This window comes from Rahnella ecdela (assembly GCF_019049625.1).
Taxonomy (GTDB): domain Bacteria; phylum Pseudomonadota; class Gammaproteobacteria; order Enterobacterales; family Enterobacteriaceae; genus Rahnella; species Rahnella ecdela.
Window position 1 is genome coordinate 16,835 of record NZ_JAFMOY010000107.1, and the last position, 24,534, is coordinate 41,368.

Consider the following 24,534-nt stretch of genomic DNA (forward strand, 5'->3'; position numbering starts at 1 on the left):
TTCCGCTTCTGCGGATGGCCTGTTCATGTTCCAGAATGAGCGTGAAGGAAGAATGAATTAGGGAAGAATGAAGATGAAAAAAGAGACCATGTCAGAAAAAGGCTACACCGGCTGGCTGAAAGCCATGCTCGATATCGCGAAACACTACCGTCTGGATTATTCAGAAGAACACGTCAAAGCCACTATTGCGTGGGAAATGGGATCACCCACCGATGTGGTGCTTGATGAAATGGCAAAGAAACTCGGGCTGGGGCGCGTGACGCGGGATTTCCACCCGCGCGATCTGGATCCCGTCAGTGTGCCGTTTGTGGTCACGCTTGATAACGGGCGACTGGGTGTGGTGACGCATATGGACGCCAGCGGCCAGTGCGCCGTGCAATTTACTGAAGATAACGGGCTGGAAACTACCCTGACGTCTGAACAACTTTCTGAGCGGGCGCAAAGCACCACGCTGCTGCGGCCGCTGCATACCATTCCTGATGCACGTGTTGATAACTATATAAAACCGTACAAGAAAAACTGGTTCTGGGATCTGGCGCTGAAAGACTGGCGTCGTTACAGCGATATCATGCTGGCTTCGATGATTGCCAACGTGCTGGCGCTGGCCGGAATGCTGTTTTCCATGCAGGTCTATGACCGCGTGGTGCCGTCGCAATCCATCCCGACATTGTGGGTGCTGTTTGCCGGAGTGATGCTGGCGATCACCTTTGAATTTGTGATGCGCATGGTGCGCGTGCATATCTCGGATGTGGTGGGTAAACGCGCCGATTTACGTATTTCCGACCGCGTATTTGGTCGCGCGCTGCGCATTAAAAACGGTGCCCGTTCCAAATCGACCGGATCCTTTATTTCGCAAATCCGTGAACTGGAATCCGTGCGCGAGCTGATCACCTCAACCACCCTCAGCGTGATTTCGGATTTGCCGTTTTTTCTGCTGTTCACGGTGATTTTATGGATGATTGGCGGCCCGCTGGTGTTTGTGGTGCTGCTGGCGATCCCCCTTTTGTTGATCCCCGGATTACTGATCCAGAAACCGCTGGCGAAACTGGCCAGCGAGGGGATGCGCGAATCGGCGGTGCGTAATGCCTCGCTGGTGGAAGCGGTGGAATCGCTTGAAGACATCAAACTTATGCGTGCCGAACAGCGTTTTCAGAACCAGTGGAATCACTGCAATGAAGTGTCGGCGGATATCAGTATGCGTCAGCGTTTTCTGACCAGTTTACTGATGACCTGGACGCAGGAAGTGCAGTCCATCGTTTACGCCGTCGTGTTGCTGGTGGGCTGTTATCTGGTGATGAGCGGCGATATGACCACCGGTGCGCTGGTCGGAACCACCATTCTTGCCTCACGTACCATTGCGCCGCTGGCGCAGATCTCCGGCGTGCTTTCCCGCTGGCAGCAGGCGAAAGTCGCACGTAAAGGGCTGGATGAACTGATGCAGCGCCCGATTGATCAGGAAGACGGTCAGAAGATGGTGCATAAGGCGCAAATCACCGGCGGCTACACGCTGCATGACGCGGTGTTTTATTACGATGAGGAAGAGAAAGTCGCCAATCTGACCATTGCCAGACTACACATCAAACCGGGTGAGAAAATCGCCGTGCTGGGCAAAAACGGCGCGGGCAAATCAACGCTGTTACAGGTGCTGGCAGGAATGCAGCAGGTTCAGCAAGGGCAGGTGGTGCTCGATAACGTCAACATTAAACAGATTGATCCGGCGGATTTACGCCGTGACGTTGCGCTGCATAACCAGAATGCCAGCCTGTTTTTCGGGTCGGTGCGCGACAACATCACGATGGGACGCCCGCAGGCTACCGACGAAGAAATTCATCAGGCGCTGGTCATCAGCGGTGCGCTGACGTTTGTGCAGCAAAAAGAGAACGGCCTGAATTTCCTCATTCATGAAGGCGGCGTCGGGCTTTCCGGCGGTCAGCGTCAGTCGCTGTTGCTGGCGCGCAATATTATCACCCAGCCGCAGGTTCTGTTGCTGGATGAACCGACAGCATGGCTGGATGAGATTTCGGAATGGAATCTGATTAATCAGCTTTCCGGCTGGGCAAAAGACAAAACGCTGGTGATCGCCACGCACCGTCTGGCGCTGTTACAACTGGTGGATCGCATCATCGTCATGGATAACGGGCGGATTTCGCTCGACGGCAGCAAAGACGAAATCCTGAATAAGCATTTCAGGCCCAAAGGTCAGGCAGCGCAGAAACAGGAGGTTTCCGCATGAACGGACGTAAACAACATCACCGACCACTGGCAGAAAATTCCCTGCCGCGCTCCACCCTTCTGGTCTGGGCACTGGCGCTGATGCTGCTGAGTTTTTTCCTGTGGGCGAATTTTTACCATCTGGATGAAGTCACCACCGGCACCGGAAAGGTCATTCCTTCTTCTCACGAACAGATTGTGCAGTCGCTGGAAGGCGGCATTGTACACTCGATTGACGTGCAGGAAGGCGAAGTGGTGGAGCGCGGGCAGCGTCTGGCACAGCTCGACCGCACCAAAACCGAATCCGGCGTACAGGAAAGCGTGGCGCGTTTACATGCCGCGCTGGCGACGGCGGCGCGTTTAACGGCGCAGATCAACAACACGCCGCTGGTGTTTCCGAAAGAGCTGGATGACGAACCGGAGCTGGTGAAATCGGAAACCGAACTGTACAACTCCAGCCGTAACAGCCTGGAAAAGCAACTGACCGGCCTGAAACAGGGTGTGGCGCTTATTCGTCGCGAGCTGTCAATGACCGTGCCGTTGGTCAAACAGGGCGCGGCCAGTGATGTGGAAGTGTTGCGTCTGCAACGCCAGATTAATGAAATGGAGAGCAAAGCCACCGATCTGGAAACCCAGTATCACGTGCGCGCCGGTGAAGAACTGGCGAAGGCCAATGCCGAGATTGAAGCGCAGCGCTCGGTGATTTTAGGGCGCAAAGACTCACTGAATCGTCTGGAGTTTTTCTCGCCGGTCAAAGGGATTGTGAAGAATATCGATGTGAATACCGTCGGCGGCGTGATCCCGCCGAATGGCAAGCTGATGACGCTGGTTCCGCTCGACGATCAGATGCTGGTGGAAGCCCAAATCTCGCCGCGGGATGTGGCGTTTATTCATCCGGGGCAAAAAGCCAAAGTCAAAATCACGGCGTATGACTATTCCATTTATGGCAGTTTCGACGGCGAAGTGACCACCATTTCTCCGGATACTCTTCAGGATGAAGTCCGCCGGGATGTTTACTATTACCGGGTCAATATTAAGACCAGCGCTAATTATCTGGAAAATAAGCACCACGAGAAGTTTTATATTTTCCCTGGGATGATCGCGACGGTGGATATCAAAACCGGTAACAAAAGCATTCTTGATTATCTGCTGAAGCCGCTGAACAAAATGAACGAAGCGCTCAGGGAACGTTAATCCTCCTCCGGCCTTCTGAAAAACTGCAGCCTGAACGCTGCAGTTTTTTTCGTTTCAGGCAGAACCGTCAGAAAATCCGAATTGGACATCCGGCAGTTGTCATTGATATTTACTGCGCTATAGAATGCGCTCATCTTATTGAGCTGCGCATGATTTCGACGGGGTATTTCCCGCCAATATTACTGATGTGTAAGCATTATTTTTAAAAATGGCCTTGAGTATGAAGCGGTGACCAGCCCGTTTTTCTCCAGCCAAAAGCGGAAAAAAATAAAAGCATCATGAGCAAGTCTCACCGCTTTATCGTCCTTCTTCCGGTATTTCTCAGCGCGTGCGGAACGCTATCTGACATGCATGTCGATGAAAATCCTCAGGATGTGAAACAACTCGCCTGTACCGGCGACATTAACGGCATGGTCAGTGATGTCGTGGAGAAATATCAGCGCAGGGAAAAGGCCAGCGGTCTGGCGATTGGCATCATCAGAAACGACGGTGTCGCCCGTACCTGGGGCTTCGGCTATACCAACGCGGTGAACGGCTACAAAATTGACGGCCAAACCTTGTTTGCGCTGGGATCAGTCAGCAAAGGCGTGACCGGTGAAGTGGTGGCCGGACTGGTGGAAAAAGGGCAGCTGAAGTGGGATGACAAACTGTCGGATTTGCTGCCGGAAAACATTGTGCTGAGTGACGATGCCAAAAATATCACCCTGCTGCAGCTGGCGACGCATACCTCCGGGCTGCCGCGTCAGAACATGACGAAGGATATGCTGGAAAGTTTCCTGAAATATCTTTATACCGGCGATAATTTCTATCATGAACTGGACAGCGATGACGTTCTCAACGACCTGTCTTCATTCAAAAAACCGCAGGTTCTGGTGCCGCAGTATTCCAATCTGGGCTATGCCTTGCTGGGATATATTCTCAAATTAAAAACCGGCGAAGATATTCAGCAGCTGGCTTATGACTTCATCTTCGATTCATTAAAAATGGGTAACACCAGTTTTTACGGCTCAAAACTCAAAGCGTATCCGTACCGCGCCATTGGTCACGCGGGCGATCAGCCTAAGTTTATCCGTCGCGGAGAAGTCGTACCGGACTGGTCATTCAATAAGAATATGGTGGCCGCCGCCAGTCTCTACAGCAATGTCGATGATTTATTGAAATACTTGCGTGCACATATTGATGATGCGCAGACGGGGGATCTCAGCGCGGCCATTCGGGTGACGGAAAAAGTGTATTATCAGCGACAAATTGAAGCGGCCAATATTGCCTGGGTGACGGATACGAAAAGTAATCAAAAGATTACCTATCAGGTCGGGTATATCGGCGGTTATTCCAGTTATATCGGTTTCGATAAAAAACATAAAAACGCGGTCGTCGTTTTACAGAACACTTTTAACTGGAGTAACTATATTGGTCATGATTTGTTGCTGAAAATGGCGATGGCTGATGATTATCAGGGAAAATGCAGCGGAAGAGAAAATTCCTATAAATAAAGGAGAGGCATTAAGAAGGTGTCTTTTTTTGGATATAAATCATCGCGTTAATTTATTTTTATATGAATTTTTACATAATAGAGACTTCATCTTTTCCATGTTGAATATAAAATGCTTTCACGTGATTTTATAAAAACCGATCCTGAAGATTATTGTATAACGTCTGTTATGCAATATTATCCGTTTCGTAAACTTTAACGCTATCAAGGAACGTTATGTCTCTCTCCCGCATAAAAGGATTTTACCTGTTCGGTACCATGATGATGTCAGGAATGACGTTATTTGTCAGCGCAGCTGAACTGTCCACGGCGCCTGTTACGTCATCTGAGACGGCACCGGTTGATGCTCTCGCTCCTGCACCGGTAATGACGGCAGAAAAAACATCAGAATCGGCTCCGGCACCAGAACAGACGCCTGTGGTACCGGCAAACCAGGACGCTGAAAAAAATGTTGTGCCGCCAGAGGTCACCGCCGAAAGTATTATAGCCGCCGGAATAGCCCCTGCACCGGCGCAGATGCTGGACAGTGAAGAGCAGAAACGCGCGTATGCCAGCGGTGTCATGCTGGCGCACTTTATCGAAGAGCAGCTCGCTAACCAGAAAAGCCTGCACATCACCCTGAACAAAAACATTCTGCTGGCGGGTATCGCTGATACGTTCGGCCATCAGGTGAAAATGAGCGATGAAGATATTCGGGCGACCATGTCCACGTTTGATGAACAGGTAAAAGTGCTGACGCAGGCGCAGAACGAGAAAAAACAGGCGGCAGATAAAGCGTATGTCGATGCGTTTGCCAAACGTGAGGGTGTCAAAAAGACGAAGCAGGGCTTGCTGTATTTTATTGATAATAAAGGTGAAGGCGCTGCGCTGAAAGATACCGATACAGTTCAGGTGAATTATAAAGGCACGCTGGTTGACGGCACCGTGGTTGATGCGCCGAAAATTGATAATGCCAACGAAATTTTCCGCATTGCCAATATGCCGCCGGTGCTGCGCGACAGTGTGAAACTTATCCGCAAAGGCGGTGAGATCACCGTGGTGATCCCACCGGCGACGCTGGAAAAAGCCAAAGACGCTCACGGTGAATCGCCGCTGAATACCGTCGTGATTTACACCATTTCCGTGGTTGATGTGACTCAGACGAAGTAATATTCGTTCAATAAGCAACGGGGCCAGCAGGCCCCGTTTCTGTTTCCGTTCTACTCAATTTCAGCGGCATTTTCGATAGCGGTCGCCAGCGTGTTCAGGGAATTCAACAGCTGAGCGTGGTCGGTATCACGTAGAATGATCTGACCGATGAAATCCGCATTACTTTTGATTTCATCATTCAGCGTGTCGCCCGTTTTTGCCGAAAATTTCACCTGATGCGCGCTGATCCCCAGTTCTTCCGCCAGCTTTTGCCCGTCGGGTAATGACACCAGCGTGCCGCCCTGACGGGCGCGCAGCATGCGGATACCGGCGTAATGCGTCTGACGTAACGGCTCTGACGCGACGGTGCCTTGCGCCGCCCAGTTCAGCCACAGCTGCCAGGGATTGAAGTTCTCAAAGCTCAGCATCGCCAGATCCCAGATATGCATTCCGGCCGGTCGCATATTGGTTTCCACTGCCGCCGTCGCCCCCGGTAACAGGAAAATCTCGTTATGCCACGCGCCATTTTGCGGCGAAACCAGATGGCGCATATGTTCGCCCGCATGGCGCAACAATGATTCATCTTCCGGCGACAAACAGGCCGGAACCACCTGCTGATACTCGGCGCGGTAATGCCCTTCAGTGGTATGTTTCTCGGTGATCCACTGCTTTCCTGCGACGTAATCCCAGCTGAATTCGCTGGCACTCTCAATCAGCGTTTCTACCAGTACGCCCGCTGCGTGATAAGGCGTGAGAGAGAGCCAGACCGCCTGACAATCTTGCACACTTTCAATGACCTGACAGCCGCGGCTGTTGCCTTCTTTCGCCGGTTTGATAAAGGCTTTGCCACCGAGTTCTTTCACCCGGTTGATAAGGTCCTCCAGCGAGCTCACCTGCTGACTGGTGACGGTACGATATCCGGCAGGGTGCGAGACGGACTGCGCGTCGAGCTGGCGGAAAATCTGTTTATCCAGCCCCGCGAGAGCCTGTTGTGGTGTTGCGCCGTGCAGTGAAAAGCACTCTGCCAGCAGCGCACCCAGCGGTACGCCACGGTCAGAAAAAGGCAGGATCCCGACAGGCAAAAGGCCGCTTTTGGCCAGCGCATCGCTCACCGTACACAAGGACTGATGAAGCCGCTCAGAGTCGAATGACGCTTCCACCACCAGATCAGCAAACTCGTCGTCGGTCACCCCTTTTTTCTCGGTGATCAGCACCATTTTGGCATCGAAATTCTTTAAGGCTTCTTTACGCATTTTCTCAACGTCATAAATGCGGACGTTGTTATAACCCACCACCACAAAACACGGAGTACTCATGATATTTCCACCACTGTGCATACATTGAATATCGACTCAATGGTCTGAGAAATCTGCTCCTGCCCGCCGAACACCACGCCGCTCAGCGGAGAGCGATCCGGGGAGTACGAAATTGCGCCTTTGGAACAGATGCCTGCATTGCATTGATAATGAAGTAAATTCTCACTCCAGTTTGCAGGTGAGAAGGAGAGGGTGTAATCGGAATGCAAACGGTGCGCAGGATAGACAAACCAGCCGTAAAATACGCCATTGAGCAGCGGGACACAGACCGGTGGCATGCCGTAAATCTGATAACGCAAATCGGCATGGTATAAGTTCAGTCCGGTGCGCAGATGGAAGGTTTCAGCAACGCCGGCACCCCCCACGCGGGCCGCCGTTTCCAGAAACCAGAACTGACCGCTGGCATCTTTTATGGCTTCAAAATGGAAGCTGCCATTCTCGTAACCCAGTGCCGCCAGGGTACGGGTCACCAGTGAAACGTGCGCTGCTTCAGTGCTTACCTGAACCGAGCCCAGCGGCGTACCGCCCGAAAAACTCAGGCAGTCGCGAATGTAATGGCTGCTGACGAACGCCAGTGGTTCGCCTTTACTCAGCCAGCCGTCAAAGTGATAAATCACCCCATCGATAAACTCTTCTACCATCATGGTTTCATAGTCTTTCAGCGCAAAAATAGCCTGTTTGATGGCGGCATAATCCCCCACCTGAATGCCGTTACTGGAGGCTTCTGCGCGCGGTTTGAGCAGGAATTTTCCTTCGCGCTGGGGGCCCTGAATAAATTCCAGCGGATGCCAGAAATCAGGCTGCGGGATCCCCTGCTGTTTGCAGCGATAACGCATGGCCCATTTGTTTCTCAGCGGTAAGATCCCAGCGGTGGTATCGCCCGGCATCACGAAGAATTCGCGGATCTTCGCGGCTTCAATAAGATCGTACTCCGAACGGGAGATCAACCGGTCGGCATCCACCAGCAACGCGGTATAACGCTCGATCAGTTCTGAGGCAAGGAAGGTGTCGTTATTAACAATAATCACGTTAGCGTCGTCGGGCAGGTCGCTGCTGTGGCCCGGCAGACAGAAGTAATACACCTCGTTCAGGCGGTGATCGATAATCTGATCGTAGCGAATTTTTTCAAACGGGATGCGGTGCAGGACGATGATTTTCATGGCTGATACTCCGTTTTCAAATAATCGTTGGTCTGGCTGAAAAAGTCGGGCTGCTGGCTGGCGGCCATTTCGGTGATATCCCACAGCGCCATGCCGAGGAAAATCTCGCGCTCCACGCGGGGCAGGCAGTCGCCGGGTTTGTAGAGCACCTTGTCCAGCAGCACCTGCGGTTCAGTGACGTTGCGTTCAATACGTTGCAGGGTACGACCGGACTCACCGAAAAAGACCCGGAAGAACGTGGTGCGTTCGTGACGGGATTCTCGCTGAGCGGGTTTGCCGGTGATCAGCCGCAGCCAGGTTTCCAGCAGGCAGGCACCGGAGTGGATCCGGGTGCTGTCCACGATGTAAGCACCGCCAATGCGCGGATTGATTTCGATGATTTCCCAGCGATTTCTGGCGTCGCATTTCATCTCGACGTGGTAAACGCCGGTGTGTACGCCGAGTGTCTGCATCACCTTGCCGAGAAAAACCTTACCGGCTTCGGTTTGTTCAGCATTAAGCGAGCGGGGCGGGCAGATACAGGCGCCTTCCAGCACGGACCAGGTATCCTGTACGACATCGAGTTTTTCATGGACAGCCAGCACATGGGATTGCCCGTCGCTGACGCTGACTTCAAAACTGCATTCGGTGCCGCTGATAAAGCCTTCGATGATGAAGCCGTTATCCGCTGAAAAAACGCCATCGTAATTGCTGTCAGCGGCGGCGCTGGCCCACAATGCGTCAAGCTGGGAATAGGCCGTCAGGGATTTCGCAGGAAAGGTGCCCATTGAAGCCAGACCGGTACGTGGCTTGATAAAGTAGTTTTCCGGCGTGGTGATACTTTGATAAATATCTTCGTTCAGTAACTGGCAGGAAACCGCTGACAAACCGGCTTCCCGAAGTCTTGTGCGCATAGCAAGCTTGTCGCGTAAACGTCCGACGACGTCTTCGCTGATATCGTTAGCCCCCAGTTTCTGATTGGCGTACGCCATTAATTCGCGGTAGCCGTCCCAGACACTGATACATCCGGCGAATACTATTCCCTGACCGTAATCTGTCAGGAACTGATCAATATCCGCATGAGTCAGATGCAGCGAATTTGTCACATGAACATAGTGTTTATCAAAAGACCACTGTGGCTTCTCAATTCTTTCTGAGGCGGAAGAAAGAATGAAACAGGTATAACCTGATTTTTCTGCAATGTGTTTAATCGGTTCAACCATCGAAAGTAACTGATGGGATAAAATAAGAATTGCTTTTGCCATTTCGCCTGCTCCGCCATATTGACTCGGTTATTCAGGTTGCAGAAAACCCTGCAACCTGAATTGCATCATTACTGAGTCTTAATGAATTATTCTTTAATATATTTGTTATGCATATCGACGAAGAACATTTTCAGCAGTTCCTGAATTTCCGCTAAATAACGTTTTACATCCTGAATATCTTCTTCGCTTTCGATGAGTTTGCTCAGAATATCCCACATGTCCTGCGTGTGATCTTCTACCAGGTCGGTATTAAGGTGCGCAGCCTGACCGCTGATTTTGTCTTTACCGATAGATTCTGAGAGCGCCTTAATTTGTTTTGGCGTAATTTTTTGCGTGGTGTATTCCACCAGATAGCTGTAACACACTACACCGACCGGCTTTTCATGTTCGGCGATGAAATACAGGAAGCCGCTCAGCAGACGGGTATAGAAGCTTGGTTCGGTGTTAAAAATGGTTTCTTTGGCAATGCCTAAGCTTTCGGCATCTTGCATGAACAGGGTGTCGTGCAGCATTTCTTCATCCTGATAGGCGGCATAAAGTTGCGCGGCTTCGGCATTAGTCTGGGAGATTTTGTGCAGCGCATTACACTGTACGGTACGCATCAGACGGATACGCCAGCTGTGTTCGATCAGGGTTTGCTTATAGTAATCCTGGTTGATCTCCTTATTTTCTAGATGCTTAGCCGAAGGCACGGTATTGTTCCATTCGATAATTTTTGTATCGAGGAAGTCATCAATTTCACGCTTAACCTGCTGGCTTTTTTCAAGATTCAGAAACGGTGCACGACGAACAATAGCGGTATCTTTAATACGGTTGCTCATGAACTTACTCCAGAAAATTTTCAATTAAGGTGACATCACCGGTTATTTTGCACTGGCAGGCCAGTCGTATATCAGGATCTTCGATTTCAAGAACTTTAAACAGGCGTCTTTCTTTAGTGGTGATGGATGTGATGTTTTCTATGCCGGATAACACTTTCACCCGGCATAATCCACAATTACCCGTTTTACATCCAAACTTCATATTGTCCCTGCATTCCAGAAGACTGATTACATCTCTGAATGTAAATTCCGTTTCACTTTTCGTAAACGTCACTGAGGGCATCAGCACTTTCCTCATGTATTGTTTTAGGCGGATATTTGTATTGCCATAGCCAGATAAATAATGCGGCGATGGAAATAACCGAAAGGATTTCAGTATTTACCGAGACCGGGAAAAAACGCATGACTAATACGGTTAATCCGGCACCTAAGCTTACCGACAATTCTTTAATCAGTAATGCATTGTCCTGTGCGGCGCAATAATCGATATAACTCAGCCCGCATTCGGCAATCGAAAGAAATGCCAGCCACACAAACGCACCTGCAAAAGTATGCACCTGAAATAATCCCGGTACGGCCAGAACAATTAATCCGGATAATATGATGGCCATTGATAACAACATCGCCCGCGAGCCGCTGCGCTCAATCAGCTTCATTACCGGAATTTGCAGCAGGGCGACAATCGCGCTGTTAAGAATAATCATCACGCCGTACCAGCCTGGCAATTGTGGCCGGTGAGCGAGAATTTCCTGCGGCAGTATGGAGAAGACGGCAAATAATTTAATGCCCGTCACCACACCCGCCAGTACCCATTTAAATTTGCCGGGTTTACGCGCATTGGATTTAATCATGCTCTGTGTGGTGACTTCACCCGAAAGGCTGAACCGGCGCGCCGCAGGAAGGCAGAGCAGCAGGAGCAGACCCATAATCAGATAAAATTCGACCGGCACCCAGTGAGGGTAAAGTAATAATAATCCGGCGCATAAGCTGCCCAGATTGAGCATTATTTTATTGTTTGCCGCTCCGGCAGGGGTTTTCGCCGCATCATTCTTGACAATAAAACCCAGCACCGCCACGCCATAACTGAAAAGAATCACGGCCAGCCAGTTGAAGATGTTCATAATATTGAGCGACAGCAATATAAGGCCCAGCAAAGAGGCGAATACTGTCGCAATTAACGCGCGTTTTCCGAACAACGCCAGGGTCAGTGGGGTCAGGATCAACAGAAAACGGTACCCGAAGGCCAGCAGCGCATTGCTGGTGGCGTCCAGCCAGACATTGGCCTGCCCCAGTAAGGAAAACAGGGCGATGGCGGAGATCATCCGCAACAACAAAAGTTGTGTATTACCTGATTTCAACAGGCTGTTTTTTAACGGTTTATCGGAATTTTTACAGCGGTTCATCGGGTTATCTTATGTCTGGCTAAGTCTGTGCCCGAAAACATAAGGTATTATTTCGTTACTGGTCATAGAATGCTGAACGAAACATTGGCTGTCCTTACTGGTCAAAACACCGGTAAAGTGAATACCGTATCAAGCAGAGGAAACACCATTTTTAGCTTATCCCAATTCCACTTAGTGGAAGGAACGCCTAAAGTACGTCAGCTCGTTGATTTTATTAGCGAGGCTGTAGCCGATGGCCGCTTATTACCCGGCAGCCGTCTCCCTTCTTTGCGTGTTTTTTGCGAGCAACTTTCGATCAGCAAATACACGATGGTGGAGGCCTTAGAGCGTTTACGTGCCAGCGGATTGGTGACTTCTATTCAGGGACGGGGTTATTTTGTCAGCCGCACGCGAGCTAATCCGGATAATGAATTAGATAAACCGGTATCAATCGTTAATTCCGATTTACACTCCCGTCTGAAACGGGCATTTATCAAAAATACCGATGTGCTCAGACCCGGTTGCGGTTTCTTTCCGGAGAACTGGTTAGACACGGAGTTATTTCGTAAAGCCTTACGCCAGACAATTCGCAAACCGCATCTGAAGTTCTCAGAATATGGTAATCCGATGGGTTATTTGCCGCTTCGAAAAACGCTGCAAATGAAAATGAGTGAGGCGGGAATAAGCGTTCCGGTTGACCAGATTATTCTGACCAACAGCACCATGAACGCCATTGATATGTTATTTCGCGTGCTGTTAAAGCCGGGAGATACGGTATTACTGGATGACGCCTGTTATTTCAATTTTCACGCCAGTCTCCGGCAACATCATGCCAATGTAATTTTCGCGCCACGCGGCCATCAGGGCGTCAGTAAAAAAGCGCTGGCAAAACTTTTGGAAACGCACCGTCCGCGCGTGTATCTGACCTCGGGACTGATGCACAATCCGACCGGTCACAGCTACACGCTGGAAGAGATGTTTTCTCTGATTACTCTGTTAAATCAGTACGATTGCCATCTGATTGAAGATGACCTCTATCATGATTTAATGGAGCCCGCGCCGAAGCCGATGGCGGCCTTAGCCGGACTGGTGAACGCCAGTTATATTTCCGGATTCTCCAAGCTGCTGAGCGCCAATATGCGGGTGGCGTATATCGCGACGAGCCCTAAACTGGCTGAACAGCTGGCGCAGCTAAAATCGCTGACCGGCGGCGTGACCTGTGAATTTACCGAGCAGACGCTGTACCAGTTTTTCCGTGATGGCAGCTATAACCGCCATCAGCGGCGACTGGCGAGTAATCTGAGCGATGCGTCTTCGCGTGTGAAACGCTGGTTGCAGGCAGCGGGATGCCGTTTTCCGGTGGAGAATTCCAGCGGGCTGTTTTTGTGGGTGGAGCTCCCTGAGCATATCGACAGCGAAACGCTGGCCGATCAGGCCTTAAAGCAGGGTATGGCACTGGCTCCCGGCACCCTGTTTTGTCAGGGACCGGAAGGCCTGCGCTTCATGCGTTTTAACATCGCACACAGCGACAACGACGCGGTAAAAAATCTGGTGGTAAGCCTGCTCAGTCACTGATGTACTGCAATATATCGCTCGAACTTCGCCGGTTTTAACTGGCTGAGATCCACCAGCACCAGACCATCAATACAGTGGTTGAATTCCGGGTCGCTGCCGAAATCAATGAACTGCACGCCACCGGTTTCGCAAAGCTCTGAATACTGCTTATACAGCGCCGGAATGCTGCATCCGAGATTTGCCAGTAAGCGTTTCAGGCGCTGTAAATCTTCCTGATAATCGTTGCCGCAAAACTGGGCTAACACGTCCGGCAGCGAGGCCGGATACGGGCGGCGCGACGTCGCCAGCGGCAGCGCCGGTGCGAAATACAAACGATAAAACGCTACCAGCAGATCGCGGGCGGGCAGCGGCATTCCGCCGGAAATCGACACCGGACCGAACAGATAACGCGTCTGCGGATATTTCGCCAGATACGCGCCGATGCCCAGCCACAGATAATCCAGCCCGCGTTTGCCCCAGTAAGCGGGCTGGATAAAGCTGCGTCCGAGTTCGATACCCTGCGCCAGGATCGGGTCCATCTGATGGCCGTACTGGAACAGACTCTGGCTGTAAATCCCGTTCAGCCCTTTGCTGGCGACCTGATCGGCGGTCGGAATAAAGCGGTAAGCGCCGACGATTTCCAGCGCCTGCGGATCCCATAACACCAGATGATAATAATCGTCGTCGTAGCCATCGAGATCCCGGCGGCGGCCACTGCCTTCACCGACTGCACGGAACGCGATTTCGCGCAAACGCCCGAGTTCGCGCAGTACGGGTACGTAATCTTCACCGTGACGACGATAGAGATAAATCATTTTGCCGTCCGGCGTTTTGCCGAGCACTTCGCTGGCTTCCAGCGCGTGTTTCAAAACGGCGCGATCTTCGGCGCGGGCAATTGACGTTTCGGTGTGGAACAGCCCCGGTTTACCTGCGCCGAGGCGGTAAAGATGTTTGCGAAAACGCGCCGCCAGATCGCCTGCCTGCATTTGTCCGTCGTGCCAGCTGGAATAGGGAATGCGTGCGCCGATTTTCAGCGTCAGGCTGTTGCCGCGCTGGCCGAACATTTCATGCACCAGCAACAGCGTGCTGAGCGGGCGGTAAATCATCGAACTGAGATAAAACAACGCACTGTTACTGCCGCTGATATGCACCGGTACCACCGGCGCACGGGCTTTTGCCGCCAGACGCAGAAAACCGGTGTGCCATTTGCCGTCGCGCACACCTTTGGAACTCATGCGGGAAACTTCGCCCGCCGGGAACACAATCAGCACGCCCTGATTTTCCAGGTGTTCCTGCATCTGCGTCACCTGATTGCGGCGGGTGCGGTTGCCCATATTATCCACCGGGATCATCAGGCTGCCGAGCGAGGACACCAGCGACAATAGCTGATTAGCCACCACTTTAACGTCCGGACGCACAGACGCCACCGCGTGCAGCAGCGCCAGACCGTCGAGCGTACCAATCGGATGGTTGGCGACAATCACCACCGGGCCGTAACTCGGGATTTGCTCCCGGTCACGCTCCGTCAGTTCACAGCGAATATTAAAATGCTCCAGCACCTGTTCGGCCATATCAATCCCTTTCAGGTGCTGATACTGGCTGGCAAAGCGGTGGAATTCTTTTTCGCGGAATAAGATTTTTAACAGACGGCGTTGCCAGGAAGGGGTTTTGTGCTGCGGGTCGAGATCCTGAAACAGGGTATCCATGCTGAACATAGGATGTCCTCCGGTTGAAGTCTCCCGACCATAATCAGGGTGCATGACAGGGATGTGTCACTTTGATGTCAGAACGGGGAAGGCTGAATAAAACAACGGTTCATTTTGTTGCGAAAGTAATCAATTGCTAATAAAGTCAAAGACTCATTTACGGCTTTGTAACACGCCTGAACCTTCTTCGTGAGACACGAATTTCCATGCCTGAACCTGCTTCGCCCGACTTAGCTGCTGCCAGTCCGTCAAAGACCACGTTGCGAATTCTCTCCATTCTGGTATTCAACTTTGCCAACTATCTGACCATCGGCCTGCCGCTGGCGATTTTGCCGGGTTATGTCCACGAACACCTCGGTTACAGCGCGTTCTGGGCCGGGCTTGTGATTAGCCTGCAATATTTCGCCACGTTGCTCAGCCGTCCGTATGCCGGACGTTATGCCGATAAAATCGGGCCGAAAAGGGTGGTGATATTCGGGTTAAGCGGTTGTCTGCTCAGCGGCGTTTTCTATCTTCTGGCGCTGGGATTTGATGCTTCTCCGCCTGTCAGTCTGGCGTTGTTGTGCGCCGGAAGGCTGTTGCTCGGTGCCGGACAAAGTTTTGCCGGAACCGGCTCAACGCTGTGGGGCATCAGCGTGGTGGGGTCGCTGCATATTGGCAAAGTGATTTCGTGGAGCGGCGTGGTGACCTATGGCGCAATGGCGATTGGCGCACCGCTCGGCGTGCTGATTTTCAGTCTCGGCGGTCTGACGCTGCTGTCTTCTTGCATCATTCTGGTGGCGCTGGCGGCGTTAATCACCGCATGGCGCAAACCGCCGGTGACGGGCACCGCGTCAACGCAAATCCCGTTCCGGCAGGTGCTGGGCAAAATTTTGCCCTACGGCATGATGCTGGCACTGGCTTCCACCGGATTTGGCGTAATAGCCACGTTTATCACCCTGTTTTATGCCGCCAAAGGCTGGTCGGGTGCGGCGTTCTCCCTGACCTTTTTCAGCGTAGCGTTTGTCGGCATGCGGCTGTTATTACCCAACAGCATTACCCGTTTTGGCGGACTGCGCGTGGCACTGGCCTGTTTTGTGGTGGAAATCGCCGGACTGATCATGGTGTTTTTCGCCCCGACCGCGTGGGCCGCGATGGCCGGGGCGTTCGTCACCGGTGTGGGATTCTCGCTGGTGTATCCGGCGCTGGGCGTGGTGGCAGTCAAAAAATTGCCGCAGGAAAATCAGGGCAGCGCGCTGGCGACCTATTCGGCATTTCTCGATTTATCACTGGGGATCACCGGCCCGCTGGCGGGTGTGCTGATGGCGCAGGCCGGAATTGATGCGATTTATCTCGGCTCGGCATTGCTGGTATTTATTGCGATGGCGCTGGCCCTGCGGTTGCTGTTACGTCAGCCCTCGCCGGAAACCAGCGCCTCTGTCAGTACCGATTAAGCCGGTTGTCGCAGGCCACGGATGCGGCCCATATGGAGCGTATCCACCAGCTCGCCGTCGCGCAGGGCGTAGCACGGGCTGAGGCCTTCAACGCTGAAACCGAACTTTTTGTACAGCCCGATAGCGACGTCGTTATCGGCATAAACCGTCAGCTCAACGCGGGTCACTTGCAGCCATTTGTCGCAAAGCTCAAGGGCGGCTTCGATCAGCTTGCTGCCAATACCTCGCCCCTGAAATTGCGTGTCCACGCCAATCCCGAATGTCGCCACGTGGCGGCGTCTCCACGGCTGCTCGACCATTAACGTCAGATTGCCGACCAGTTTGCCGTCGATGCACGCCACCAGCGCAAATCTGCCGGGCGCGGCGTTAGCCAGCCGGTCTTCCCATAGCGTGGCAGGCGGATAAGGAAGTTGTAGTGTGTCGCTGTAAACAGGAACCTGAGCGTATAGGTGTTGAAGCGCCTCTGCATCTGCGGCTTCAGCGTGACGTATGACTATTTCGCTCATGGCGACACTCCTCTTTTTGTGGTTACTGTTTGAATATCCTCTACATTTATCAGGATTAGAAAAACTGTCAATCGAATGTTTGGTGAAAAATAATGCTTTACAAGTGCGAATGATAATGATTATTATTGTCATGCGTTCCGGGGATGGCCTCACACCAAGGTCAAACGGGTCCCCATGAATGCACGACATTGCTCACATTGCTTCCAGTATTACTTAGCCAGCCGGGTGCTGGCTTTTTTTTTCTTCATATTTTGAGCCGTGGGTGCGTTGGCTGCGCTCGCTCACACCGGTCACATACTTGTGTATGCTCCCGGGGGTTCGCTTGCTGGCCGCCTTCCCACAACTCAAACTTTTTCGAAAAATACCTCTCTGCCTCTCCCCAAACCCGTATAAATCTCCTGCAATTCCTTTGAATTTAGGCATCTGCATTTGTTCATATTTTTTGAACAGAGGGGTGAAGTTTTTACGCTTTCTTATTCTCAGCCGTTGACTAGACTAGAGAAAACATTGAGGAGAGTTGAACATGATTTACTTACGCAAAGCACAAGAACGCGGTCACGCAAGTCACGGCTGGCTGGAAAGCTGGCATACCTTCTCTTTTGCCGATTATTACGATGCCAACTTCATGGGTTTCTCCGCACTGCGGGTGATCAACGAAGATTTCATCGATGCGGGGCAGGGTTTTGGTAAACATCCGCATAAAGACATGGAAATTCTGACCTACGTGCTCGAAGGTACCGTGGAACATCAGGACAGCATGGGCAATAAAGAGCAGATCCAGGCCGGTGAATTCCAGATTATGAGCGCCGGTACCGGTGTGACTCACTCTGAGTACAACGGCAACAGCGACCGTAAACTGCACCTGTATCAGATCTGGATTATCCCGGATCAGAAAGGACTGGAACCGCGTTATGAACAACGCATGTTCGATGCGCCGCAGGGCCGCCAGCTGGTGCTTTCTCCGGATGCCCGTGAAGGCTCGCTGAAAGTGTTCCAGGATATGGAATTGTCCCGCTGGGCGCTGAAAAAAGACGAACAGTCAGTTTATCAACCTCAGGCTGAACGCCGCGTGTGGATCCAGGTCGTTAAAGGCACGGTTTCCATTAACGGTCAGAAAGCCGGGCCGAGCGACGCACTGGCTATCTGGGATGAAACGGCGCTGTCCGTTCACGCCGACGAAGACAGTGAAATTCTGTTGTTCGATCTGCCACCGGTCTGATTATTCAGGCATCTTAAGACTTATTAAGGCGACTCCGGTCGCCTTTTTCTTTGGTTTAAACGCCATACTCCCTTAGTCCTTTTCCCCGCGTTTGCGTTGTTTAATTTTTCCGCTTCGTGACGCCATTCACACCTGTAACAAATCCCCGGTCAAAATTTTGAGCCTGTTCGCACATCCCTGCCTGAACGATGGAAACCGGTTTCCAAAATGTCTCAAATACCCTCAGCAGGAAGAAACGGGCAGAACATAAATCATCTGGGAGTGAAGCAAAATGAAAAGAATCATGCTTTGTTGTTCGGCGGGGATGTCGACCAGTTTGTTAGTGCGCAAAATGAAAGACGTGGCGGCTGAGCGCGGCGAAGAAGTACAGATCGACGCATTCGGCGCCAGCGAGTTTGACGAAAAATTCCGTGATTATCAGGTGGTGCTGCTCGGGCCGCAGGTGCGTTACATGCAGGCCGATCTCTCCAAAAGAGCGGCAGAATTTAATATTCCGGTCGAAACCATCAACATGATGGATTACGGCATGCAGCGCGGCGACAACGTGCTGGACTTCGCCTACGGTCTGATCGCACAGGAAGGAAGCCGCGTATGAGTGGCCTTTATCAGGCGATGGTTAACGTCATCGAAAAACACATCACGCCGCTGGCAGGCAGTGTCGGTCAGCAGCGACATGTGATCGCCATTCGTGACGGGTTTATCGCGGCGCTGCCTTTCATGATTATCGGCTCGTTCATGCTGGTCTTCATTTTCCCGCCTTTCTCGCCGGACACCACCTGGGGTTTCGCGCGCGGCTGGCTGGACTTGTCGCTGAAATACCGCGAACAGCTGATGCTGCCGTGGTATCTGAGCATGGGCGTGATGACCTTTTTCATTTCGGTGGGCATCGGGGCGAGTCTCGGTAAACACTACAAACTCGACCCGATCATGACCGGATTGCTGGCGTTTATGGCGTTCCTGCTGGTGGCTGCGCCGTATCATGACAAGCAAATCTCAACGCAATATTTCTCCGGCGAAGGCATTTTCACTGCGATTCTGACGGCGATTTATGCCGCCGAAGTGTACGCACTGCTCAAACGCCGCAACATCACCATCCGCCTGCCAAAAGAAGTCCCGACCGGCGTGGCGCGTTCTTTTGAAATTCTTATCCCCGTTGTGGTGATCGTTGCGACGCTGCATCCGCTGAACCTGTTTATTCAGTCCACCACTGGCATGATTATTCCTGAAGCCATCATGCACTTGCTGGCACCGCTGGTTTCCGCGTCGGATTCCCTGCCGGCGATTTTGATTTCAGTGTTTATCTGCCAGGTGCTGTGGTTTGCGGGTATTCACGGTGCGCTGATTGTCACCGGCATTATGAACCCGTTCTGGATGACTAATCTGGCGCTGAACCAGACCGCATTGCAGGCGGGTGAACCGCTGCCACACATTTATCTGCAAGGCTTCTGGGATCACTATCTGCTGATCGGCGGCGTCGGCTCGACCCTGCCGCTGGCGATCCTGCTGCTGTGCAGCAAGGCCGTGCATCTGCGCACGATTGGCAAGATGGGTGTGGTGCCGAGCTTCTTTAACATCAACGAACCGATCCTGTTTGGTACGCCGATTATTATGAATCCGGTGTTCTTCCTGCCGTTCACTCTGGTGCCGATGCTGAACGCTATTTTTGCGTATACCGCCACCAAACTCGGCTGGGTCGCGCAAGTGGTCTCGCTCACACCCTGGACAACGCCTGCGCCAATTGGTGCGTCATGGGCAGCAAACTGGGCATTCAGTCCGGTAATTATGTGCCTGTTCTGTATGGTGTTATCAGCCGTAATGTACTACCCGTTCCTCAAAGCCTATGAACGTACATTGCTGAAACAGGAAGCGGAAAAAGCCACGGCACAAACGGCGGGCAATGCCGTGCCGGCGAACAGTTGAACATTCACTGATAAAAGTCACAGTTAAAAACGTATAGCTAACGGACAGCGAGGATGACAATGAAATACGCATTTCCAAAAGAATTCTGGTGGGGCAGTGCCAGCTCTGCGCCGCAGACGGAAGGTGAAACACTGAGTCACGGCAAAAGTGCGACGGTATGGGATCACTGGTATTCACAGCAGCCGACGCGTTTTCACAACGACGTTGGCCCGCAGGATACCTCGACGTTTTATAAAAACTGGCGTGAGGATATCGCGCTGCTGAAACAGCTGAACCACAATACCTTCCGCACGTCGATTTCCTGGGCGCGTTTAATTCCCAACGGGCGCGGTGAAGTGAATCAGGAAGCGGTCACTTTCTATAATCAGGTGATCGACGAAATGCTGGCGCAGGGCGTGCAGCCGTTTATCAATCTGTTCCACTTTGATATGCCGATGGCGATGCAGGAAATCGGCGGCTGGGAAAATCGTGAAGTCGTTCAGGCTTACGAAAAATATGCCGATACTTGTTTTGAATTATTCGGTGACCGCGTGAAGCACTGGTTCACCTTTAATGAACCGGTTGTGCCGGTGGAAGGTGGCTATCTGTATGACTTCCATTACCCGAACGTGGTGGATTTCAAACGTGCAGCCGCCGTGGCTTATCACACCATGCTGGCGCATTCGCTGGCGGTGAAAGCCTATCGCGCCCGCAACCTCGGTGGCGAAATCGGCATCATCCTCAATCTGACCCCTTCTTATCCGCGCTCGCAGAATCCGGCTGATCTGAAAGCGGCGAATATTGCCGATCTGTTGTTTAACCGCAGTTTCCTTGACCCGGCGCTGCGCGGTGAATATCCGCAGCAACTGGTGGAATTGCTGAAAAAGCACGATCAACTTCCGGCCTGTCAGCAGGGCGATAAAGAACTGCTGCAACAGGGCGTCGTGGATTTACTCGGCATCAACTATTACCAGCCGCGCCGCATTCAGTGCCGCGACAGTATGGTCAATCCGGAAAGTCCATTTATGCCGGAATGGTTCTTTGATAACTATGTTATGCCGGGGCGCAAAATGAACCCGCACCGTGGCTGGGAAATCTACGAACAGGGCATTTACGACATCCTGACCAATCTGCGGGAAAACTACGGCAATCCGCGCTGTTTCATATCTGAAAACGGCATGGGCGTGGAGCATGAACTGCGCTTTGAAAAGGATGGCCGGATTGATGATGATTACCGCATCGAGTTTGTCAGCGGGCATCTGAAATGGTTGCACCGCGCATTGCAGGAAGGCAGCGGCTGTCTCGGCTACCATATGTGGACATTTATTGACTGCTGGTCATGGATGAATGCCTATAAAAACCGGTATGGTTTCATCCAGCTGGATCTGGAAACTCAGAAACGCACGGTGAAGAAAAGCGGCGAATGGTTCGCGGCGGTTTCTAAAAATCACGGCTTCGATTAACACAAGGAAAGACATGGCAAACATTAACGACGTTTCGCGGCTGGCGAAGGTGTCGAAAGCGACGGTGTCCCGTGTCCTGAGTGGCAGCCGCGGTGTGAAAGAGGAAAGCCGCCTGGCCGTGATGCAGGCGGTGGAAACGCTGCAATACAAACCGAGCGTGATCGCGCAGTCGCTGTCCACGCAATCCACCGGCTGTATCGGTGTGATTTGTGCGACGGAAAACATCAACCAGTCCACCGGTTATCTGCATGCCCTGGAAAAAGAACTGCGGCTGAATCAGAAGTATTTACTGCTGCGTTTTGCCACCGACGCGGCGAGCCTCACGCATTCTGTGGACGAAATCGGCAGGGGATTATGCGATGCGATGATTGTGATCGGCGCGCGTTTTACGTTGCCTGCTTTGCCTGAAAACGTCATCACCATTGATTGTCTGGATGCGGATTCAGAGCGCAGCATTCACTTTGACCGCAGCTTTGCCGCCGAAACCGCCTGCCAGTATGTGCTCAAACAAGGACGCAGACAGATTGCGCTGATTAACGCGGAAAATAGCGAAACCGCCGGGCAAATCTTGCAGGGATATCATCTCGCATTGGAAAAATTCCTGCTGCCGTATGACCGTCGGCTGGTACATAGCGGGGCGCAGGCGCTGAACCAACTGCTGTCGCAGAACGTGCCGTTTAACGCGCTGCTGGTGCCGGACGATGCCACCGCGCAGGACGCACTGCGTCAGCTCGCGCTGCACGGGCGCAGCGTGCCGCAAAGCGTGATGGTCTTCAGCCTCGACAGCACATTGCCGCCGGGTGTTTCGGCGGTTCCGGCGATTGCCTATCCGCTGGAAACGCTGGCACAACGCGCGATGGCGCTGCTGACCGGCCAGTTCTCAGCGAACCTCAGCGTACCGGTTCGCGGTCAGCTTTCTCTGCCTTCCTGACAAACCTCTCATGTCGCGCAGCAACGGATATCCGCCTGCGCGATTGTTTGCTAACATCACACTCTGATCCCTTAACCTTTTCAGCGGCACCATCTCATTGATGAATATCAAGAAAAAAAGGCCCGTACTCCAGGATGTTGCCGACAAGGTGGGCGTCACCAAAATGACGGTCAGCCGTTATTTGCGCAATCCTGAACAGGTTTCCGGCGCGTTGCAGGAAAAGATTTCTGCGGCGCTCGATGAGCTGGGTTACATCCCCAACCGGGCACCGGATATTCTTTCCAATGCAAAAAGCCGCGCCATCGGCGTGCTGCTGCCATCGCTGACCAATCAGGTGTTCGCCGAAGTGCTGCGTGGCATCGAAAGCGTGACCGATATTCACGGTTATCAGACCATGCTCGCCCACTACGGTTACAGTCAGGAGCGCGAAGAACAGCGTCTGACCTCGCTGCTTTCCTACAATATCGACGGGCTGATTTTGTCAGAACGTCATCACACGGCGCGTACGCTGAAAATGATCGAAGTGGCCGGCATTCCGGTGGTGGAAATGATGGACTGTGTGTCGCCGTGCGTGGATCTGGCGGTCGGTTTTAACAACTTCGAAGCCGCACGACAAATGACCCAGCAAATCATCGCCCGCGGTCACCGTCATGTGGTGTATTTTGGCGCGCGTCAGGACGAACGTACTCTCATCAAACAGCAGGGTTACGAGCAGGCGATGCGTGAATCCGGGCTGGAACCCTACAGCGTGATGACCAGCCGCTCCTCAAGTTACAGCGCGGGCGCAGAACTGCTGCGTCAGGCGCAAAAAGACTGGCCCAAAATCGACAGTATCTTCTGTACCAACGATGATCTCGCGGCGGGCGCATTCTTTGAATGCCAGCGTCAGGGGCTGAAAATCCCGTCACAAATGGCGATTGCCGGTTTCCACGGTCATAACATGGGTCAGGCGATGGAGCCTCCGCTGGCCAGTGTGCTCACACCGCGCGAAAGAATGGGGCAGATCTCCGCCGAACGCCTGCTGGCGAGGCTGCGCGGCGAAGAAGTGGTGCCGAGAATGGTCGATGTAGGGTTTACGATATCTGCGGGTGGAAGCATCTGATTGGCATGAGCCTGGTTTACTTGCCACTTTGAATCCGGGTGGTGCTCGTCCTCCTCACGTACTACGTGTACGCTCCGGGGCCTGCGCTCCATCCGAATTCAAATTGGCTGCGTCACCGACGGCTCACCTGTGGCTTTTTTAAAGTCTTACTTTTGTACTGTCTTCAGTGCTGCAATACAACGATCCACCACACCTTCAAACTTGTGATCGATATTCACGCGCAACACATCCGGCTCGTCTTCGCCAGGTTCTTCGAGGGCATCGAACTGGCTGCGCAGTAAATCGGTCGGCATAAAATGTCCGGCGCGCTCTTTCAGGCGATCGGCAATCACGTCAAAACTGCCTTTCATGTAGATGAACACCATGCCTTCGTTGTCTTTACGCAGCGCGTCGCGATAGCGTCGTTTGAGCGCGGAACAGACAATAATGCCGGTTTCATTTTTATGGCGCAGGCTGTAAGCCGCGTCGTTCAGACGCAATAACCACGGCGCACGGTCGTCGTCGTTCAGTGGCGTGCCGCTGGCCATTTTCTGAATATTGGCGCGGGGATGAAGATCATCGCCGTCGATAAATTTCGCGTTAATTTCACGGGCCAGTGCCGCGCCGACGGTGGATTTACCGCTGCCTGACACGCCCATCAGAATGATGCTTTGTCCTGCCATAAGTATGATCTCTATCCCAAAATGAACATTTTGACTGCGTAGTGAGTCCTAATATTAGCATGTTACCGGTATCATGATACCGGTAACAAATGGAGATGTGACTAATATCAC

Annotated in this window: 21 protein-coding genes; 12 read left to right on the forward strand and 9 right to left on the reverse strand. The window is 52.4% G+C overall.

What is annotated here, in order from left to right; translation table 11 throughout:
• Window positions 1-73: 73 nt before the first annotated feature.
• The 4 genes from J1784_RS03240 (at window position 74) to J1784_RS03255 (ending at window position 6,046) form a co-directional block, all read left to right on the forward strand.
• Window positions 74-2,233, forward strand: coding sequence for a type I secretion system permease/ATPase (locus J1784_RS03240; protein ID WP_238485368.1), 2,160 nt, complete (start codon window positions 74-76; stop codon window positions 2,231-2,233).
• Complete coding sequence (locus J1784_RS03245) at window positions 2,230-3,405, forward strand: HlyD family type I secretion periplasmic adaptor subunit (protein WP_217147994.1); 1,176 nt, start codon at window positions 2,230-2,232, stop codon at window positions 3,403-3,405. The genes J1784_RS03240 and J1784_RS03245 overlap by 4 nt, the downstream gene beginning before the upstream one ends.
• 278 nt (window positions 3,406-3,683) lie before the next feature.
• On the forward strand, window positions 3,684-4,898 hold the full coding sequence (locus J1784_RS03250) for a serine hydrolase domain-containing protein (RefSeq protein ID WP_217147995.1): 1,215 nt from the start codon (window positions 3,684-3,686) through the stop codon (window positions 4,896-4,898).
• A 215-nt stretch (window positions 4,899-5,113) separates the two neighbouring features.
• Complete coding sequence (locus J1784_RS03255; RefSeq protein WP_217147996.1) at window positions 5,114-6,046, forward strand: FKBP-type peptidyl-prolyl cis-trans isomerase N-terminal domain-containing protein; 933 nt, start codon at window positions 5,114-5,116, stop codon at window positions 6,044-6,046.
• A 50-nt stretch (window positions 6,047-6,096) separates the two neighbouring features.
• On the opposite strand, the gene J1784_RS03260 is transcribed toward J1784_RS03255, so the two are convergent.
• From J1784_RS03260 to J1784_RS03285, 6 genes are all read right to left on the reverse strand, one after another.
• Entirely contained in the window at window positions 6,097-7,341 is a 1,245-nt protein-coding gene (locus tag J1784_RS03260; RefSeq protein WP_217147997.1) for an ATP-grasp domain-containing protein, read from the reverse strand.
• Window positions 7,338-8,501 carry an ATP-grasp domain-containing protein gene (locus tag J1784_RS03265; RefSeq protein WP_217147998.1) on the reverse strand — a complete coding sequence of 388 codons (1,164 nt, stop codon included), beginning with the start codon at window positions 8,499-8,501 and terminating at the stop codon, window positions 7,338-7,340. Before J1784_RS03265 ends, J1784_RS03260 begins: the two co-directional genes overlap by 4 nt.
• Entirely contained in the window at window positions 8,498-9,745 is a 1,248-nt protein-coding gene (locus tag J1784_RS03270; protein WP_217147999.1) for an ATP-grasp domain-containing protein, read from the reverse strand. Before J1784_RS03270 ends, J1784_RS03265 begins: the two co-directional genes overlap by 4 nt.
• 86 nt (window positions 9,746-9,831) lie before the next feature.
• Complete coding sequence (locus tag J1784_RS03275; RefSeq protein ID WP_120507749.1) at window positions 9,832-10,566, reverse strand: iron-containing redox enzyme family protein; 735 nt, start codon at window positions 10,564-10,566, stop codon at window positions 9,832-9,834.
• 4 nt (window positions 10,567-10,570) lie between these two features.
• Complete coding sequence (locus tag J1784_RS03280; RefSeq protein ID WP_338019895.1) at window positions 10,571-10,864, reverse strand: 2Fe-2S iron-sulfur cluster-binding protein; 294 nt, start codon at window positions 10,862-10,864, stop codon at window positions 10,571-10,573.
• A complete protein-coding gene (locus tag J1784_RS03285; RefSeq protein WP_217148000.1) occupies window positions 10,821-11,969 on the reverse strand; it encodes a hypothetical protein in 1,149 nt (382 codons plus the stop codon). Before J1784_RS03285 ends, J1784_RS03280 begins: the two co-directional genes overlap by 44 nt.
• 174 nt (window positions 11,970-12,143) lie before the next feature.
• Here J1784_RS03285 and J1784_RS03290 point away from each other — a divergent pair, with 174 nt between their 5' ends.
• Window positions 12,144-13,523: an aminotransferase-like domain-containing protein gene (locus tag J1784_RS03290; RefSeq protein ID WP_217148023.1), complete on the forward strand. Its 1,380-nt coding sequence runs from the start codon at window positions 12,144-12,146 to the stop codon at window positions 13,521-13,523.
• Here the strand turns inward: J1784_RS03290 and olsF are convergent.
• Window positions 13,517-15,217, reverse strand: a complete 1,701-nt coding sequence (olsF, locus tag J1784_RS03295) for a bifunctional ornithine lipid synthase OlsF (protein WP_217148001.1) — start codon at window positions 15,215-15,217, stop codon at window positions 13,517-13,519. The genes J1784_RS03290 and olsF overlap by 7 nt on opposite strands.
• Before the next feature lie 197 nt (window positions 15,218-15,414).
• On the opposite strand from olsF, the gene J1784_RS03300 reads away from it, so the two are divergent.
• Complete coding sequence (locus tag J1784_RS03300; protein WP_217148002.1) at window positions 15,415-16,641, forward strand: MFS transporter; 1,227 nt, start codon at window positions 15,415-15,417, stop codon at window positions 16,639-16,641.
• On the opposite strand, the gene J1784_RS03305 is transcribed toward J1784_RS03300, so the two are convergent.
• The gene (locus J1784_RS03305; RefSeq protein WP_217148003.1) at window positions 16,638-17,147 is read right to left on the reverse strand and encodes a GNAT family N-acetyltransferase; all 510 of its coding nucleotides are present in this window, start codon (window positions 17,145-17,147) and stop codon (window positions 16,638-16,640) included. The genes J1784_RS03300 and J1784_RS03305 overlap by 4 nt on opposite strands.
• A 523-nt stretch (window positions 17,148-17,670) precedes the next feature.
• Here J1784_RS03305 and J1784_RS03310 point away from each other — a divergent pair.
• From J1784_RS03310 to gntR, 6 genes are all read left to right on the forward strand, one after another.
• Window positions 17,671-18,366, forward strand: coding sequence for a pirin family protein (locus tag J1784_RS03310; RefSeq protein WP_217148004.1), 696 nt, complete (start codon window positions 17,671-17,673; stop codon window positions 18,364-18,366).
• A gap of 271 nt (window positions 18,367-18,637) precedes the next feature.
• Window positions 18,638-18,961: a PTS sugar transporter subunit IIB gene (locus tag J1784_RS03315; RefSeq protein ID WP_217148005.1), complete on the forward strand. Its 324-nt coding sequence runs from the start codon at window positions 18,638-18,640 to the stop codon at window positions 18,959-18,961.
• Window positions 18,958-20,286, forward strand: a complete 1,329-nt coding sequence (locus J1784_RS03320) for a PTS sugar transporter subunit IIC (protein ID WP_217148006.1) — start codon at window positions 18,958-18,960, stop codon at window positions 20,284-20,286. The genes J1784_RS03315 and J1784_RS03320 overlap by 4 nt, the downstream gene beginning before the upstream one ends.
• 59 nt (window positions 20,287-20,345) lie before the next feature.
• Complete coding sequence (locus J1784_RS03325) at window positions 20,346-21,728, forward strand: glycoside hydrolase family 1 protein (protein ID WP_217148007.1); 1,383 nt, start codon at window positions 20,346-20,348, stop codon at window positions 21,726-21,728.
• A 13-nt stretch (window positions 21,729-21,741) separates the two neighbouring features.
• A complete protein-coding gene (locus J1784_RS03330; RefSeq protein ID WP_217148008.1) occupies window positions 21,742-22,659 on the forward strand; it encodes a LacI family DNA-binding transcriptional regulator in 918 nt (305 codons plus the stop codon).
• A 106-nt stretch (window positions 22,660-22,765) separates the two neighbouring features.
• Window positions 22,766-23,761: a gluconate operon transcriptional repressor GntR gene (gntR, locus tag J1784_RS03335; protein WP_120132910.1), complete on the forward strand. Its 996-nt coding sequence runs from the start codon at window positions 22,766-22,768 to the stop codon at window positions 23,759-23,761.
• A gap of 146 nt (window positions 23,762-23,907) precedes the next feature.
• Here gntR and J1784_RS03340 read toward each other — a convergent pair whose 3' ends face one another.
• Window positions 23,908-24,423: a gluconokinase gene (locus J1784_RS03340; RefSeq protein ID WP_217148009.1), complete on the reverse strand. Its 516-nt coding sequence runs from the start codon at window positions 24,421-24,423 to the stop codon at window positions 23,908-23,910.
• Window positions 24,424-24,534: the final 111 nt, after the last annotated feature.

Coding starts and splice junctions, on each gene's coding strand:
- J1784_RS03240 (WP_238485368.1), top strand. CDS start 74: ATGAAAAAAGAGACCATGTCAGAAAAAGGCTACACCGGCTGGCTGAAA.
- J1784_RS03245 (WP_217147994.1), top strand. CDS start 2,230: ATGAACGGACGTAAACAACATCACCGACCACTGGCAGAAAATTCCCTG.
- J1784_RS03270 (WP_217147999.1), bottom strand. CDS start 9,745: ATGGCAAAAGCAATTCTTATTTTATCCCATCAGTTACTTTCGATGGTT.
- J1784_RS03325 (WP_217148007.1), top strand. CDS start 20,346: ATGAAATACGCATTTCCAAAAGAATTCTGGTGGGGCAGTGCCAGCTCT.
- J1784_RS03265 (WP_217147998.1), bottom strand. CDS start 8,501: ATGAAAATCATCGTCCTGCACCGCATCCCGTTTGAAAAAATTCGCTAC.
- J1784_RS03280 (WP_338019895.1), bottom strand. CDS start 10,864: ATGAGGAAAGTGCTGATGCCCTCAGTGACGTTTACGAAAAGTGAAACG.
- J1784_RS03250 (WP_217147995.1), top strand. CDS start 3,684: ATGAGCAAGTCTCACCGCTTTATCGTCCTTCTTCCGGTATTTCTCAGC.
- J1784_RS03285 (WP_217148000.1), bottom strand. CDS start 11,969: ATGAACCGCTGTAAAAATTCCGATAAACCGTTAAAAAACAGCCTGTTG.
- J1784_RS03300 (WP_217148002.1), top strand. CDS start 15,415: ATGCCTGAACCTGCTTCGCCCGACTTAGCTGCTGCCAGTCCGTCAAAG.
- J1784_RS03260 (WP_217147997.1), bottom strand. CDS start 7,341: ATGAGTACTCCGTGTTTTGTGGTGGTGGGTTATAACAACGTCCGCATT.
- J1784_RS03320 (WP_217148006.1), top strand. CDS start 18,958: ATGAGTGGCCTTTATCAGGCGATGGTTAACGTCATCGAAAAACACATC.
- J1784_RS03310 (WP_217148004.1), top strand. CDS start 17,671: ATGATTTACTTACGCAAAGCACAAGAACGCGGTCACGCAAGTCACGGC.
- J1784_RS03315 (WP_217148005.1), top strand. CDS start 18,638: ATGAAAAGAATCATGCTTTGTTGTTCGGCGGGGATGTCGACCAGTTTG.
- J1784_RS03340 (WP_217148009.1), bottom strand. CDS start 24,423: ATGGCAGGACAAAGCATCATTCTGATGGGCGTGTCAGGCAGCGGTAAA.
- J1784_RS03255 (WP_217147996.1), top strand. CDS start 5,114: ATGTCTCTCTCCCGCATAAAAGGATTTTACCTGTTCGGTACCATGATG.
- J1784_RS03330 (WP_217148008.1), top strand. CDS start 21,742: ATGGCAAACATTAACGACGTTTCGCGGCTGGCGAAGGTGTCGAAAGCG.
- J1784_RS03305 (WP_217148003.1), bottom strand. CDS start 17,147: ATGAGCGAAATAGTCATACGTCACGCTGAAGCCGCAGATGCAGAGGCG.
- J1784_RS03275 (WP_120507749.1), bottom strand. CDS start 10,566: ATGAGCAACCGTATTAAAGATACCGCTATTGTTCGTCGTGCACCGTTT.
- olsF (WP_217148001.1), bottom strand. CDS start 15,217: ATGTTCAGCATGGATACCCTGTTTCAGGATCTCGACCCGCAGCACAAA.